A 13,746-nucleotide genomic window follows, 5' to 3' on the forward strand; every position below is an offset into this window, starting at 1 on the left:
CTCACGCACCCTTGACGCGCAGCCCCCGCAGCCGGTTGACGCGCCGATACGCTTGTTTGATGGAAGGTCCAGCCATGGGAAACCCAGCCACGCGGCACACCGAACCGGACTGCCTGTTCTGCAAGATCGTCGCGGGAGAGATTCCCTCCACCGTGGTCCACGAGGACGCGGCCAGCTTCGCGTTCCGCGACCTCGAGCCCCAGGCGCCCACCCACGTCCTGGTCATCCCGCGCCACCACGTGCCGAACGTCGCCGCGCTCGCGGACGAGGCGCCCGAGGACGCGGCTGCCCTGCTGCGCGCCGTGGCCGCCGTCGCGGCGCAGGAGGGTATCGCCGACAGCGGCTACCGCACGGTCTTCAACACCGGTGCCGACGCCCAGCAGACGGTCTTCCACGCCCACATCCACGTGCTGGGCGGCCGGTCGATGACCTGGCCACCCGGGTGAGCCGGACGCCCGGCAATGACGTGGCCCACCGGCTCAGCGGCACCGTAGACTGGACGGACCATGCCAGATCCTGATCATCCGACCACGCTGGGGGGCGCGCCCGAGGGCGGCCTTCCGGTGCCCACCCACACCGTCGTGATCCCGCCGCAGGTCCAGATGGTGACCCTCCTCGGTCCGCGCGACGAGCTGTTGCGCACCATGGAGCGGGCCTTCCCGCAGCTGCAGATCCACGTCCGCGGCAACGAGTTCCACCTGTCCGGGCCTAGTGCCGAGGTTGCGCTCGCCGAGCGCACCATCGACGAGCTGCTGCTGGTCATCGACGGCGGCCAGTCGCTCAACCGTGACGCGGTCGAGCGCTCGATCAGCATGCTGCGCGCGCAGACGACCGAGCGCCCCGCAGACGTGCTGACGATGAACATCGTCAGCAACAGGGGTCGGACGATCCGCCCCAAGACCCTGAACCAGAAGCACTACGTCGACGCGATCGACGCCCACACCATCGTCTTCGGGATCGGTCCGGCCGGCACCGGCAAGACCTACCTGGCGATGGCCAAGGCGGTCGCGGCCCTGCAGGCCAAGCAGGTCAACCGGATCATCCTCACCCGGCCGGCGGTCGAGGCGGGCGAGCGGCTGGGCTTCCTGCCCGGCACGCTCAACGACAAGATCGACCCATACCTGCGGCCGCTCTACGACGCGCTGCACGACATGGTCGACCCTGAGTCGATCCCGCGGCTGATGGCGGCCGGCACCATCGAGGTCGCGCCGCTGGCCTACATGCGCGGCCGTTCCCTCAACGACGCGTTCATCATCCTCGACGAGGCCCAGAACACCTCGCCAGAGCAGATGAAGATGTTCCTCACCCGACTCGGGTTCGGGTCCAAGATGGTCGTCACCGGTGACATCACCCAGGTCGACCTCCCCGACGGCACGAAATCGGGGCTGCGGGTGGTCCGCGACATCCTGGGGGACGTCGAGGACATCCACTTCTCCCTCCTCACTGCACAAGACGTCGTCAGGCACCGCCTCGTGGGCTCCATCGTCGACGCCTACGAGCACTGGGACGCGCAGGCGCAGAGCTCGGGAGGTCGAGGGCAGCATGAGCGTCGACGTTCTCAATGAGACCGACTTCGAGCTCGACGAGCTCGAGCTGGTGGCGCTGAGCCGCTACGTCATGGGGGAGATGCGGGTCCATCCCGGCGCCGACCTGTGCCTGCGGCTGGTCGACGAGGCCGCGATGGAGGTGCTCCACGTGCAGTGGATGGACCTGCCGGGCCCGACCGACGTGATGAGCTTCCCGATGGACGAGCTGCGTCCGGCCCGGGAGGGCGACGAGCCGGAGGAAGGCGTCCTCGGCGACATCGTCCTCTGCCCGGAGTTCGCGGCCAAGCAGGCTGCCAAGGCCGGTCATGCGACCGAGGAGGAGCTCCTGCTGCTGACCACGCACGGGATCCTGCACCTGCTCGGGTACGACCACGCGGAACCCGAGGAGGAGCGCGAGATGTTCGAGCTCCAGCGGCAGCTGCTGCTGACCTTCCTTGCGGGCCGCGGGCGGCCCACCACCTGATGGCTCGCTGATGACCGCACTCGTCTTCGCAGCCCTGCTCAGCATCGCCACGGCGTTCCTGCTGTCCGCCGCAGAGGCCGCCCTCTGGCGGATGTCGCGGGTCCGCGCCCAGGAGCTGCTCGAGGAGAGGCGCGCCGGCGCCAAGGCGCTGTCGCGCATCGTCGCCGACAGCGCGGCATACCTGTCGGTGACCGCGTTCCTGCGCGTCGTCGCGGAGTCCACCACCGCCGTCCTGATCACCCTCGGCGCCATCGACCTCGTCGATGGCTTCTGGCGGCGGCTGCTCATCGCCATCGGCATGATGGCGCTGGTGTCCTTCGTCGTCGTGGGCGTCTCGCCGCGCACGCTGGGCCGTCAGCACTCGGATTCCGTTGCGCTGCTTGCCTCCCCGCTGATCGTGGGACTGCGTACCTTCCTCGGGCCCGTCGCTCGGGTGCTCATCGCCCTGGGCAACGCGGTGACGCCTGGACGCGGCTACCGAGACGGACCGTTCCAGAGCGAGTCCGAGCTGCGCGACCTCGTCGACCTCGCGGGTGAGAGCTCGGTCATCGAGGCTGGCGAGCGCGAGATGATCCACTCCGTCTTCGAGCTCGGTGACACGGTGGCCCGCGAGGTCATGGTGCCGCGCACCGACATGGTGACCATCGACGGCGAGAAGTCGCTGCGGTCGGCGATGTCGCTGTTCCTGCGGTCGGGCTTCTCCCGCATCCCCGTGGTCGGCGACGGCTCGGACGACATCCTCGGGCTGCTCTACTTCAAGGACGTCGTCCGACGAGTGAACGCGGACCACGAGTCGGGGTCGCTGCCCGTGACGGCGCAGATGCGTCCGATGCACTACGTCCCCGAGAGCAAGCCGGTCGACGACCTGCTGCGCGAGATGCAGCGCGACCAGAGCCACTTCGCGGTCGTCGTCGACGAGTACGGCGGCACTGCGGGCCTGGTGACGATCGAGGACATCATCGAGGAGATCGTGGGCGAGATCGCCGACGAGTACGACCGGGAGGCTCCCGGGGTCGAGGACCTCGGGGACGGCACCTTCCGCGTCCCCGCGACCATGGACATCGACGACCTCGCGGACCTGTTCGACGTGGACATCGAGGAGGACGAGGTCGACACCGTCGGCGGGCTGATCGGCAAGTCCATCGGACGGGTGCCGATCGTCGGATCCCGTTGCGAGGTGGGCGGACTCGCCCTGACCGGCGAACGGATGGCCGGCCGGCGGCACCGCATCGCCAGCGTCATCGTCCAGCGCCTGGTCGTCCCCGACGAGGAGTCCGACACCGAGGGTGGGCGCGAGCGCACTACGGTGGAACCCGAGCGCGAGGGAGTTTCATGACTGCGAGTGGTTCCGGACCGACCGACGGGTATGCCGGGTCGTCGCCGGCTGCCGCGTCACCTTCGGACGCAGCACCTTCCCACGCAGCACCTTCAGAAGGTGCGCCCTCAGGCGTAGGCCCCTCGGACGCCACGCCCGCCGGCTACGTCGCCGGGTTCGCCTGCCTCGTCGGTCGTCCCAATGCCGGCAAGTCGACGCTGACCAACGCTCTGGTGGGACACAAGGTCGCCATCACCTCCTCGAAGCCGCAGACCACCCGGCACACCATCCGCGGGATCGTCTCCACCCCCGCCTCGCAGCTCGTGCTCGTCGACACCCCGGGACTGCACAAGCCCCGGACGTTGCTGGGGGAGCGGCTCAACGACGTCGTGCGCGAGACCCTGCTCGAGGTCGACGTGATCGGGTTCTGCCTCCCGGCCGACCAGAAGATCGGGCCGGGTGACGGGTTCATCGCCCGTGAGCTCAAGGAGATCCAGCGCGACCGGCGCCGACCGGTCGTCGCCATCGCGACCAAGATCGACATCGTCGACCGGCAGCGGCTGGCCGAGCACCTCATCGCGATCGACCAGCTGGGCGACTGGGCCGCCATCGTGCCCTGCTCCGCCGTGGACGGCCGCCAGGTCAAGGACGTTGCCCAGGTGCTGTCGACCTACCTGCCGTCGTCGCCGGGACCCCTCTATCCCGAGGGGCAGCTGACCGACGAGCCGGACGTCGTCATGATCGCCGAGCTCGTCCGGGAGGCCGCGCTGGAGGGTGTCCGCGACGAGCTCCCGCACTCGCTGGCTGTGGTCGTCGAGGAGATGTTGCAGCGACCGGACCGCCCCGACGACAAGCCGATGCTGGACATCCGGGTCAACGTCTTCGTCGAGCGGTCCTCGCAGAAGGCGATCATCATCGGCCGTGGCGGCTCCCGGCTGCGCGAGGTCGGCACCAACGCCCGCGTCGGCATCGAGAAGCTGCTGGGGCAGCGGGTCTACCTCGACCTGCACGTCAAGATCGCCAAGGACTGGCAGCGCGACCCCAAGCAGCTCCAACGCCTCGGCTTCTGAGCCCCCGTCAGGCCGAGTCGAACGGTCTCATCGCCGCGACGATCGTGTCGAAGTCGTCAGCTGGGATCTCGAACAAGCCGCGTCGGAAGGCGAAACCCCACTTCGCGGGGTCCTTGATGAAGCTGAGCTCGCCCAGCAGTGGCCGGATCGGCGCCTGTGCCAACGGCTCGAAGTCGATGGCCAGCCGCCACGGGTGGAAGGTGTCGCTGACCTCGACCCGGTAGGGCTCCAGGCCGGTGACGACTCCGTGGGCGGTGAACGCCTGGAGCGGTGCTCCGTCCGGGTAGCTCTGGCGCGGGCTGTAGAACACCAGCCGGTCCCCCGGACGCAGTCGTGCCAGCCGGGTGCGGGCGCCGTGGTCGGCCTGGGTGAACCCGCCGGCCACGCCGCCTCGGACGTGGTCGAGGCTCACGGTGTTGACCCAGCAGCGCGGCATACCCCCAGTGAACGACAGACCACCGACAGCCCACGTGAGGTCGCTCACGATCCCCGGCGAGGATTTGGCCTTTGCCGCTGGGATCGGCAGGGTTGGCCGTCGGCCGCAATGGTTTTGCACCGCAACTGATACGCAACTGACGAGAACCCGAAGGAGCGGCGCCCGCACGCGCCAACACCCTGTGAGCACACTGACCAAGACGGGCCCCGTAGCCCCGGCCGAAGCGGCCGGCGAGCACGACGCCCTGGATCACCAGCCCGACAACCTGCATCCCGCCCTCGATCCGGTTATCGAGGATCACAAGGCTCACGAACCGCGGAAGGTCGACACCGTCGTCTTCGGTGTCACGGCGGCCATCGCCGTCGCGTTCGTCCTGTGGGGGTTCCTGAGCACCGACACCCTCAGCACCGCGTCCGGCGCCGGCCTCGACTGGGTCGTGCACAACATGGGCTGGCTCTTCTCGCTGGTGGCCTCGGGCTTCGTGCTCTTCGTCATCTGGCTGGCAGCCAGCAAGTACGGGCGGATCCCGCTCGGTCGTGACGACGAGGAGCCGGAGTTCAAGACCGTCTCGTGGATCGCGATGATGTTCTCCGCGGGCATGGGGATCGGCCTGATGTTCTACGGGGTCTCCGAGCCGCTGTCGCACTTCGTGACCCCGCCGCCCGGCACCGGTGCGGCCGGGAACCCGGAGGCCGTGCAGAACGCCATGGCCACCACGCTCTTCCACTGGACCCTGCACCCGTGGGCGATCTACGCAGTCGTCGGCCTGGCCGTCGCGTACGGCGTCTTCCGCAAGGGCCGCTCGCTGCTCATCAGCTCGGCGTTCGCGCCGCTGCTCGGTGAGAAGCACACCAACGGTCCCGCTGGGCGCGTCATCGACATGCTCGCGATCTTCGCGACGCTGTTCGGCTCGGCGGCCTCGCTCGGCCTTGGCGCGCTCCAGATCGGCTCTGGCTTCGAGATCGTCGCGGGCATCGGCAAGGCCGGCAACATGCTGCTCGTCGCGATCATCGCGGTGCTCACCCTGTGCTTCATCCTGTCGGCGGTCTCCGGTGTCGCGAAGGGCATCCAGTGGCTGTCCAACGTCAACATGGTGCTCGCCCTGGCTCTCGCGGTCTTCGTGTTCGTGGTCGGCCCGACCGTCTTCATCCTCAACCTCGTGCCGACCGAGATCGGCTCCTACTTCCAGAACCTGGCCATGATGTCGGCGCGCACCGACGCCGCCGGCGGTGACGCCATGAAGACCTGGCTGTCGGGCTGGACGATCTTCTACTGGGCCTGGTGGGTCAGCTGGACGCCGTTCGTCGGCATGTTCATCGCTCGCATCTCGCGTGGTCGCACCATCCGCCAGTTCGTGACCGGTGTGCTGCTCGTGCCGAGCGTGGTGTCCCTCGTGTGGTTCGCGATCTTCGGCGGTGCCGGCATCGACATGCAGCGCGGTGGCACCGACCTGGCTGGTGCCGGGACGTCCGAGGGGACGCTGTTCGCGATGCTCTCGCACATGCCCCTGTCCACGGTCACCTCGGTCGTCGTCATGCTCCTGGTCGCGATCTTCTTCGTGTCGGGCGCCGATGCGGCGTCGATCGTCATGGGCACGCTGTCCGAGCGAGGCACCCTGTCGCCGAGCCGCAAGACGGTCATCTTCTGGGGCGCCGCCACCGGTGCGGTTGCCGCGGTGATGCTCCTCGTCGGCGGTGAGGACGCGTTGTCGGGTCTGCAGAACATCACCATCGTGGCGGCCCTGCCGTTCCTCATCGTGATGATCGGACTGGCCGTCGCGCTGGTGAAGGACCTCAGCAACGACCCGCTCATCGTCCGTGGCGCCTACGCCGTGGCCGCTGTCGAGCAGGCCGTCGTGGCCGGTGTGACCGAGCACGGCGACGACTTCACGCTGACCTTCGAGGAGTCCGCCCCCGGCGAGGGCGTCGGCGACCTCGTGGCCACCGATCCTGCCCTTGAGCGCGCGGGTTCTGCCACATCGTGAGCCGCTGAACCGCTGTACGACCGAGCCGACCTATCCTTGGTCCCATGAGAATTGGTGTCTTCGGGGCCACCGGGCAGGTCGGCTCGGTCATGCGCGCACTGCTTGCCGAGCGGGGCTTCCCGGTCGACGAGATCCGCTACTTCGCCTCCGCACGGTCTGCCGGCACCACGCTGCCGTGGGCCGGCGGCGAGGTCACCGTCGAGGACTCGGCCACGGCTGACTTCTCCGGGATCGACATCGCCCTGTTCTCCAACGGGGGAGCGGCGTCCAAGGAGCTCGCCCCCAAGGTCGCCGCCGCCGGAGCGATCGTCGTCGACAACTCCTCCGCCTGGCGCAAGGACCCCGAGGTCCCGCTCGTCGTGAGCGAGGTCAACGCCGATGACCTCGACACCATCCCCAAGGGCATCGTCGCCAACCCGAACTGCACCACCATGGCCGCGATGCCGGTACTGGCGCCGCTGCACCGTGAGGCCGGGCTCGTGCGCCTCACCGTCGCCTCCTACCAGGCCGTGTCCGGCTCGGGCGGCAAGGGCGTCCAGGAGCTCGACGGCCAGCTGCGCGGTGGGTATGCCGCGGGTTCGCCTGCCGACCTGGCCCTCGACGGGCGCGCGGTGCAGATCCCTCCGCCGAACGTCTACGCCGTGCCGGTGGGCTTCAACGTCATCCCGCTCGCGGGGTCGATCGTCGACGACGGGACGTCGGAGACCGACGAGGAGCAGAAGCTCCGCAACGAGTCGCGCAAGATCCTGCACATCCCCGACCTGCTGGTCTCCGGCACCTGCGTGCGCGTGCCCGTGTTCACCGGTCACTCGCTGGCCATCCACGCCGAGTTCGCCGAGGACATCACCCCCGAGCGCGCGCTCGAGCTGCTGGCCAAGGCCCCCGGTGTGGTCGTGACGGACGTGCCCAACCCGCTCGACGCGGCCGGTCGCGACGAGGTCTACGTCGGACGGGTCCGTGCCGACCAGGCAGCCCCGGCCGGCAAGGGCCTGGTGCTGTTCGTCGTGGGTGACAACCTGCGCAAGGGCGCCGCGCTCAACGCCGTGCAGATCGCCGAAGAGCTGCTCAAGCGCCGCTGACCATCAGTCGACAGTGCACGACGCGCTGATGGCAGCGGTCCGACATCAGCGTGTCGCGCACTCTCGACCGGGTGAAACCCCGCTCAGCGCACCGCTCGCCAGACCGACTCGGACTCGCTCGCGCCCGGTGACCACGGGGCGATCCACGGGCCGGTGCCCTCGCTCTGGTCGATCACGCCTTCCTCCAGCCAGGTGTAGTCGCCCGCGAGGACGCCCTTGGCCAGTCGCGTGTCCGCGTCGTCGGTGTTCGACCACAGGTCGGTGAACAACGCCTCCACCCGGTGCCGGCTCTGCTGGCAGAACACGTCGGCGAGCTGGTAGGCCGAGCGCCCCCGGGCCTCGTCGTCGGTGCGCAGCATCTCGGCCCGGCTGCAGGCGGCCGAGATGGCGAACAGCTCGGCACCGATGTCGACGACCCGGCCGAGGAACACCTGCCGGTACTCCATCTTCGCCTGCCACCGCGACATCCCGTAGAAGGTCTGCCGGGCCAGCTTGCGGCTGGACCGCTCCACGAACCGCAGGTGCGTCGCCAAGGTGCCGAACTCGGCATACGAGGTCGGTGTGGTGCCCTTGCCGACGACGAGCTGCGGCAGCCACTTGGCGTAGAAGCCGCTCGCTCCCGCTGCGGCACGGGCCTTGTCCTCGAGCGTGGAGTCCTTCTCGGCCAGGGCGCCGGCTGCCTTGAGGTGGGCGTCGACGGCCTCGCGTGCGATCAACAGGTGCATGATCTCGGTCGAGCCCTCGAAGATCCGGTTGATCCGCAGGTCGCGCATCATCTGCTCGGCCGGCACCGCACGCTCGCCGCGGGCGCGCAGCGACTCGGCCGTCTCGTAACCCCGGCCACCGCGGATCTGGACCAGCTCGTCGGCGATCTGCCACGCCATCTCGCTGGCCCACAGCTTGGCGAGCGCCGCCTCGATGCGGATGTCCTTGCTGCCCGCGTCGGCGAGCTGCGCCGACAGCTCGAGCACCGACTCGAGCCCGTAGGTGGTCGCGGCGATGAAGGCAAGCTTCTCGGCGACGGCACCGTGCTCGCCGACCGGGCGACCCCACTGCACCCGCTCCGTCGACCACTCGCGCGAGATCTTCAGCGCCCACTTGCCGGCGGCGGCGCACATGGCCGGGATCGAGAGGCGACCGGCGTTGAGGGTGGTCAGGGCGATCTTGAGTCCGTCGCCCTCCTTGCCGAGCCGGTTCTCGACGGGCACTCGGACCTGGTGGAACCGGGTGAGGCCGTTCTCGATCCCCTTGAGCCCCATGAAGGAGTTGCGTCGTTCGACGGTGATGCCCTCCGCGGTGCCCTCGACGACGAACGCGGTGATCCCTCCCTTCTGTTGGTCGTCACCGGCGCCGTCGCGCTTGGGCACGCGGGCCATCACGACGAGGAGCTCGGCGACGACGCCGTTGGTGGTCCACAGCTTCACCCCGTCGAGCAGGTATGCCGTGCCGTCCTCGGTGAGGGTCGCGGTGCTTCCCATCCGCGCCGGGTCCGAGCCGACGTCGGGCTCGGTCAGCAGGAACGCCGAGATCGCGCCGGCGGCGCAGCGGGGGAGGAAGGCCTGCTTCTGCTCGGCGGTGCCGACGAGCTTGACGGGCTCGGGGACACCGATCGACTGGTGGGCCGACAGGAGGGCGCCAAGGCTCGGGTGGGCCGAGCCGACCAGCATCAGGGCCTGGCCGTAGGCGGACATGGTCAGGCCGAGCCCGCCGTACTCACGGGGGATCTTCATGCCGAACGCCCCGATGTCGGCCAGCCGGGCGAGGACCTCGTCGGGGATCAGTGCGTCGCGCTCGATCTTGGCGCCGTCGATGTCGGCACACACCTCGCGCAGCCTGGCCAGGAACTCCTCGCCGCGAGCCTGGTCCTCCGCCGTTGCGCGTGGATGCGGATGGACCAGGCCGAGGTCGAAGTGCCCGAGGTAGAGCCCCTTGGCGAAGCTCGGGCGCTCCCAGTCTGACTCGCGGGCGGCCTCGGCGACCGCGCGCGACTCGCGTTCGCTGGCGTGCACCGTGGGTTTCGGGTCACCCGTGGTCGTGGTCGTGGTCGGACGGTCCTGCTCGACGTCACTGCTCATGTGATCGCCTCCTGCCGCCACGCTACTCCCGGGTAGGCCGCGGTGCAGGGGGACGGGTCAGAGGTCGGTCATCCACTGCCGCCAGGTCTGGGTGACCCGCATGTCGACGTGCTCGTAGAGCCCGAGGGCGCCGGTCCGTGAGTCGGTGGACAGCTCGCTGACCGTGGCGCCGTGTGCCCGGGCCCTCTCGAACGCGTCGGCGAGGAGGCCGCGGGCCAACCCCAGGCCGCGCTGGTCGCGACGGACCGCGATCGCATCGACGTACCCCGTGGCCGCCGCGTGGATCGTGTAGCAGACCCCCACGGCGGTGCCCTGGGGGTCGACCGCGAAGCGGATCTGCCAGGGCTCGAATCCCGGTCGCAGCGGACCGCGGGGCGCCCAGTCGTCGTAGCTCGACGGGTCGCGGTCCGGCCACTCGTTGAAGGCGTCCTCGATCAGCTGGAAGGCGATGCGGCCGTCGGCAGGACCGGCGAACTCGCGCAACGAGAAGCCCTCGGGCAGCGGCTGCGGCTCGATCCTGCGGTCCGCAGGCAGCTGCAGGACCCACGACGTCCAGCCCAGCCGGTAGCCGCGTGCCTTGAAGAACGCCTCCGGCCCGCTGTCGCCCGGCACGGTCTGTCCGACAAGCGTGGACCCCTTCGTCCTGGCGCACTCCTCCAGCCAGTCCGCGAGCCACGTGCCGATGCCACGACCGCGGTAGTCGGGGTGGACGGACCCCTCGGCCCGGCGACCCTTGAAGACCTCGCCGGCAGCCGCCAGTCGGTCACTGTCCCACACGCCGATGCTCTCGGTCGCGAGGTCGAAGCTGCCCCGGACCCAGTCACCCTCGATGTCCTCGACGTCGATGGCGGGGGAGCCGGCATCCACCGTCTCGGCGGCGGCGATCAGGTCGCAGACCGCCGGGGCATCGGTAGGGACGTGGGGGCGGGCCACCAGTCCGTCGGGAAGTTCCATGGCCGAATCGTGCCGGGGGAGGGGACTCGGATGCACGTGGTTTTCCGCGGATGACAGGTCTCGAATATTGTGAGAGAGTCCTCTCGAAAGAGTTCTCTCACAATTCTGTGCCTCATGACTCCACGTGTTGGAAGCGAAACTTGCGGATATCCGGAAGTTTCGCTTCCAACAGGCGGGAAGTGGGGGGAGGAAGCGAGCGCGTGGTGACCACCAACCCGTACGGCGATGTCGAGCTCACGCCCAGAGGGATGCGGGCCCTGGCCCATCCCGTCCGGGTGGCGATCCTCAGCCGCCTCCAGTGGGACGGTCCGAGCACGGCCACGGCCCTGGCGCCGTTGGTCGGAGCCACGCCATCGGTCACGAGCTGGCACCTGCGGCACCTCGCCGAGCACGGGCTGGTCACCGACGCCGACGTCGAGTCGGACGGACGCCAGCGCTGGTGGCAGGCTGCGGGCCGCGGTTTCCGGTTCGTGCCCACGGCGGACGACGCAGGCAGGGACGCCGCCACCCTGCTGGAGCGGGTCCTGTTCGACCAGGCGGAGGGTCTGCCCGGCCGGTGGGCGAGCGAGGTGGAGCCGTTGCTCGAGGACGAGTGGCGGCAGTCTGCCGGCTTGTCCAACACGAGCTTCCTGGCGACCGCCAGCGAGCTGTCCGAGATCGAGTCGGCGATCGAGCAGCTGCTCGCTCCCTACGTGCTGCGCAAGGGCGACTCCGTCACCGAGCCGGGGGCTCGAGTCGTGCGGATGCTGCGCTATGTCCTGCCCGAGTCGGCCGAAGTCGCCGAGTCGACGGACGCGGCCGACGAGGCGGGCGCGTGACGGCCACGACCGAGCGGTCGCCGCTGTGGCGGGACCGCCGTTTCGCGACCTACTGGGTCGGGCAGGGCATCAGCCAGTTCGGCGACCGGATCACCGAGCTGGCGCTGCCGCTCATCGCGGTGACGTCCCTGCAGGTCGGGGCATCGACGGTCGGACTGCTGACCGCCGCAGTCTGGGCGCCCAACCTGCTGTCCCTGTTCGTGGGCACCTGGGTGGACCACCACGTGCGGAAACGTCGGCTGCTCATCGTGGCCGACGTGTTGCGTTGCGTGGTCCTGCTGAGCCTGCCCGTCGCTCACCTCTTCGGCGCGATCAGCCTCGCCCAGCTTTTCCTCGTCGCGATCATCGCGGGCTTTGGGCAGGTGCTCTACCAGACGTCCTACCCGAGCTTCTTCGTCGGTCTCGTCCGGCGCGACCAGTTCGTCGAGGCGAACAGCCTGCTCAGTGGCACTCGGTCGGCGTCCTTCGTGGCTGGTCCGGCCGTGGCGGGTGGACTGATCCAGGCTGTCACCGCACCTGCGGCGATGCTCGTGGACGCCGTCACCTTCGCGATCTCCGCTGTGCTGATCGGACGCGTCCGCGTCCGCGACCTGCCGGTCGACACCACGAACGAGGACGGGCTGCTCCGCCGGTCTCGGGACGGCATGGCACTGGTCCTCCGGGACCCATACCTGCGCGCCTCGCTCGCCTGTGCCACCACCATCAACCTGTTCAACCTGATGGCGGGCGCGCTGATCATCCTCTACGCGAGCCGGGAGCTCGGCCTGTCGGCCGGGGTCATCGGTCTGGCTCTCGGGATCGGTGCGACCGGTGGTCTGCTCGGCACCGTGGTGGCCGGCCCCCTGTCCCGCCGGATCGGCGTCGGCCGCACCATCGCCCTGGGGGCCGTGGTCTTCTCCGCCCCGTTCGCCCTGATGCCACTCGCGTCCGGGCCAACGTGGTCGCGGGCAGGCGTGCTGGCCCTGGTCGAGTTCATCTCGGCGCTCGGGGTCATGTGCCTCGACATCCCCCTCAACGCCCTGATGACGGCAGTCACCCCGGATGGTGTCCGCAGCCGCGTCACCGGAGCGTTCTCCACCGTCAACTACGGCATCCGCCCGCTGGGTGCGATCACCGGTGGTCTCGTGGGCGAGTGGATCGGCATCGGACCGACCATGGTGGTGGCAGCGGTCGGTGGCTCCTTTTCGTTCCTCTTCCTGCTGCGATCGCCGGTGTTCTCCACGCGAACCATCGAGGAGCTCGACGCCGTCCACCACGCGAGCCGCGCTTGACGGCAACGCGTTCCTGATATGCAATATATCGCGTGCCTGTGCCCACCTCTGCGCCGTCGCCATCGCGCGCCCTGCTCCGCGACGACGTCTACTGCCGGGTGCGCGATGCCATCGTCGACGGCACCCTCGCCCCCGGCGAGCAACTGCGGGACCAGGAGCTGGCCGCCTGGCTCGGGGTGAGCCGGACACCGGTCCGCGAGGCGCTGCTCCGCCTGCAGCAGGCCGGGCTCGTCGCCGCGCTGCCCGGCCGCTCGACCACGGTCTCCTCGATGGACACCAGGGCGGCCCGCGGCGCGCAGGCGGTCGTCGCCTCGATGCACGAGCTGGCGGTGCGCGAGGCGGTCGGCCAGCTCACCGCTGACGACCTCGCGCGCATGCGCGACGCGAACGACCGGTTCGAGGCAGCCCTCAAGGCGGGTGACGCCGATGCCGCGCTCGACGCGGATGACGAGCTGCACGGCATACCAGTCGCTGCGGCTGGCAACGCCGCGCTCGCTGCGGTCCTGGACCAGTTCACCCCCGTCCTGCGAAGGGTGGAGCGGCTGCGGTTCGGGTCGCTGTCCGGGCGCGGATCGGTCGCACTGCACGCCCGCCTCATCGACCTCTGCGAGGCGGAGGAGCGGGACGCGGCCGCCGAGGTGTCGCACGAGACGTGGCAGACGCTCGCGCCGCTGCTCGACGGCTGACGGCCCCTGACCACTGCCTGACCACCGCCGCCTGACCTGCGAACGCAA

At 69.7% G+C, this 13,746-nt stretch carries 13 protein-coding genes; 10 read left to right on the forward strand and 3 right to left on the reverse strand.

Annotation, left to right across the window (positions count from 1 at the left end; translation table 11 throughout):
• The first annotated feature begins 59 nt into the window (after window positions 1-59).
• The 5 genes from EAH86_RS03695 to era are packed head-to-tail and all read left to right on the forward strand — an operon-like array spanning window position 60 to window position 4,395.
• A complete protein-coding gene (locus EAH86_RS03695; protein ID WP_241668165.1) occupies window positions 60-446 on the forward strand; it encodes an HIT domain-containing protein in 387 nt (128 codons plus the stop codon).
• 60 nt (window positions 447-506) lie between these two features.
• Window positions 507-1,565 (forward strand): PhoH family protein, encoded by a 1,059-nt coding sequence (locus EAH86_RS03700; RefSeq protein WP_140737223.1) that lies wholly within the window; start codon window positions 507-509, stop codon window positions 1,563-1,565.
• Window positions 1,543-2,010, forward strand: a complete 468-nt coding sequence (gene ybeY, locus EAH86_RS03705) for an rRNA maturation RNase YbeY (protein ID WP_140737224.1) — start codon at window positions 1,543-1,545, stop codon at window positions 2,008-2,010. Before EAH86_RS03700 ends, ybeY begins: the two co-directional genes overlap by 23 nt.
• A gap of 10 nt (window positions 2,011-2,020) precedes the next feature.
• The gene (locus EAH86_RS03710; protein WP_140737225.1) at window positions 2,021-3,346 is read left to right on the forward strand and encodes a hemolysin family protein; all 1,326 of its coding nucleotides are present in this window, start codon (window positions 2,021-2,023) and stop codon (window positions 3,344-3,346) included.
• Entirely contained in the window at window positions 3,343-4,395 is a 1,053-nt protein-coding gene (gene era / locus EAH86_RS03715; protein WP_140737226.1) for a GTPase Era, read from the forward strand. The genes EAH86_RS03710 and era overlap by 4 nt, the downstream gene beginning before the upstream one ends.
• 7 nt (window positions 4,396-4,402) lie before the next feature.
• Here the strand turns inward: era and EAH86_RS03720 are convergent, their stop codons facing one another.
• Window positions 4,403-4,879 carry an EVE domain-containing protein gene (locus EAH86_RS03720; RefSeq protein ID WP_241668166.1) on the reverse strand — a complete coding sequence of 159 codons (477 nt, stop codon included), beginning with the start codon at window positions 4,877-4,879 and terminating at the stop codon, window positions 4,403-4,405.
• Between the two features lie 142 nt (window positions 4,880-5,021).
• Between EAH86_RS03720 and EAH86_RS03725 the strand changes: the two genes are divergently transcribed.
• Both EAH86_RS03725 and EAH86_RS03730 read left to right on the forward strand, forming a co-directional pair.
• Window positions 5,022-6,815 (forward strand): BCCT family transporter, encoded by a 1,794-nt coding sequence (locus EAH86_RS03725; RefSeq protein WP_140737524.1) that lies wholly within the window; start codon window positions 5,022-5,024, stop codon window positions 6,813-6,815.
• 44 nt (window positions 6,816-6,859) lie between these two features.
• Window positions 6,860-7,894 (forward strand): aspartate-semialdehyde dehydrogenase, encoded by a 1,035-nt coding sequence (locus EAH86_RS03730; protein WP_140737227.1) that lies wholly within the window; start codon window positions 6,860-6,862, stop codon window positions 7,892-7,894.
• 83 nt (window positions 7,895-7,977) lie between these two features.
• Here the strand turns inward: EAH86_RS03730 and EAH86_RS03735 are convergent, their stop codons facing one another.
• Complete coding sequence (locus EAH86_RS03735; RefSeq protein ID WP_140737228.1) at window positions 7,978-9,969, reverse strand: acyl-CoA dehydrogenase family protein; 1,992 nt, start codon at window positions 9,967-9,969, stop codon at window positions 7,978-7,980.
• A gap of 57 nt (window positions 9,970-10,026) precedes the next feature.
• Window positions 10,027-10,923, reverse strand: coding sequence for a GNAT family N-acetyltransferase (locus EAH86_RS03740; protein ID WP_140737229.1), 897 nt, complete (start codon window positions 10,921-10,923; stop codon window positions 10,027-10,029).
• Window positions 10,924-11,123: 200 nt separating this feature from the next.
• Here EAH86_RS03740 and EAH86_RS03745 point away from each other — a divergent pair, with 200 nt between their 5' ends.
• From EAH86_RS03745 to EAH86_RS03755, 3 genes are read left to right on the forward strand one after another with little or no spacing between them, the layout of a single operon-like run.
• Window positions 11,124-11,741, forward strand: a complete 618-nt coding sequence (locus EAH86_RS03745) for an ArsR/SmtB family transcription factor (protein WP_140737230.1) — start codon at window positions 11,124-11,126, stop codon at window positions 11,739-11,741.
• On the forward strand, window positions 11,738-13,012 hold the full coding sequence (locus EAH86_RS03750; RefSeq protein ID WP_140737231.1) for an MFS transporter: 1,275 nt from the start codon (window positions 11,738-11,740) through the stop codon (window positions 13,010-13,012). Before EAH86_RS03745 ends, EAH86_RS03750 begins: the two co-directional genes overlap by 4 nt.
• Before the next feature lie 32 nt (window positions 13,013-13,044).
• Window positions 13,045-13,698, forward strand: coding sequence for a GntR family transcriptional regulator (locus EAH86_RS03755; RefSeq protein ID WP_140737232.1), 654 nt, complete (start codon window positions 13,045-13,047; stop codon window positions 13,696-13,698).
• The last annotated feature ends 48 nt before the right edge of the window (window positions 13,699-13,746 follow it).

Origin of the sequence: Pedococcus bigeumensis (genome assembly GCF_006438965.1) — a bacterium.
GTDB classification, from domain to species: domain Bacteria; phylum Actinomycetota; class Actinomycetes; order Actinomycetales; family Dermatophilaceae; genus Pedococcus; species Pedococcus bigeumensis_A.

What these genes read in the sequence shown, in the direction of transcription:
- EAH86_RS03700 (WP_140737223.1), top strand. Translation starts at nt 507, where the DNA reads ATGCCAGATCCTGATCATCCGACCACGCTGGGGGGCGCGCCCGAGGGC.
- era (WP_140737226.1), top strand. Translation starts at nt 3,343, where the DNA reads ATGACTGCGAGTGGTTCCGGACCGACCGACGGGTATGCCGGGTCGTCG.
- EAH86_RS03740 (WP_140737229.1), bottom strand. Translation starts at nt 10,923, where the DNA reads ATGGAACTTCCCGACGGACTGGTGGCCCGCCCCCACGTCCCTACCGAT.
- EAH86_RS03735 (WP_140737228.1), bottom strand. Translation starts at nt 9,969, where the DNA reads ATGAGCAGTGACGTCGAGCAGGACCGTCCGACCACGACCACGACCACG.
- EAH86_RS03710 (WP_140737225.1), top strand. Translation starts at nt 2,021, where the DNA reads ATGACCGCACTCGTCTTCGCAGCCCTGCTCAGCATCGCCACGGCGTTC.
- ybeY (WP_140737224.1), top strand. Translation starts at nt 1,543, where the DNA reads ATGAGCGTCGACGTTCTCAATGAGACCGACTTCGAGCTCGACGAGCTC.
- EAH86_RS03730 (WP_140737227.1), top strand. Translation starts at nt 6,860, where the DNA reads ATGAGAATTGGTGTCTTCGGGGCCACCGGGCAGGTCGGCTCGGTCATG.
- EAH86_RS03695 (WP_241668165.1), top strand. Translation starts at nt 60, where the DNA reads ATGGAAGGTCCAGCCATGGGAAACCCAGCCACGCGGCACACCGAACCG.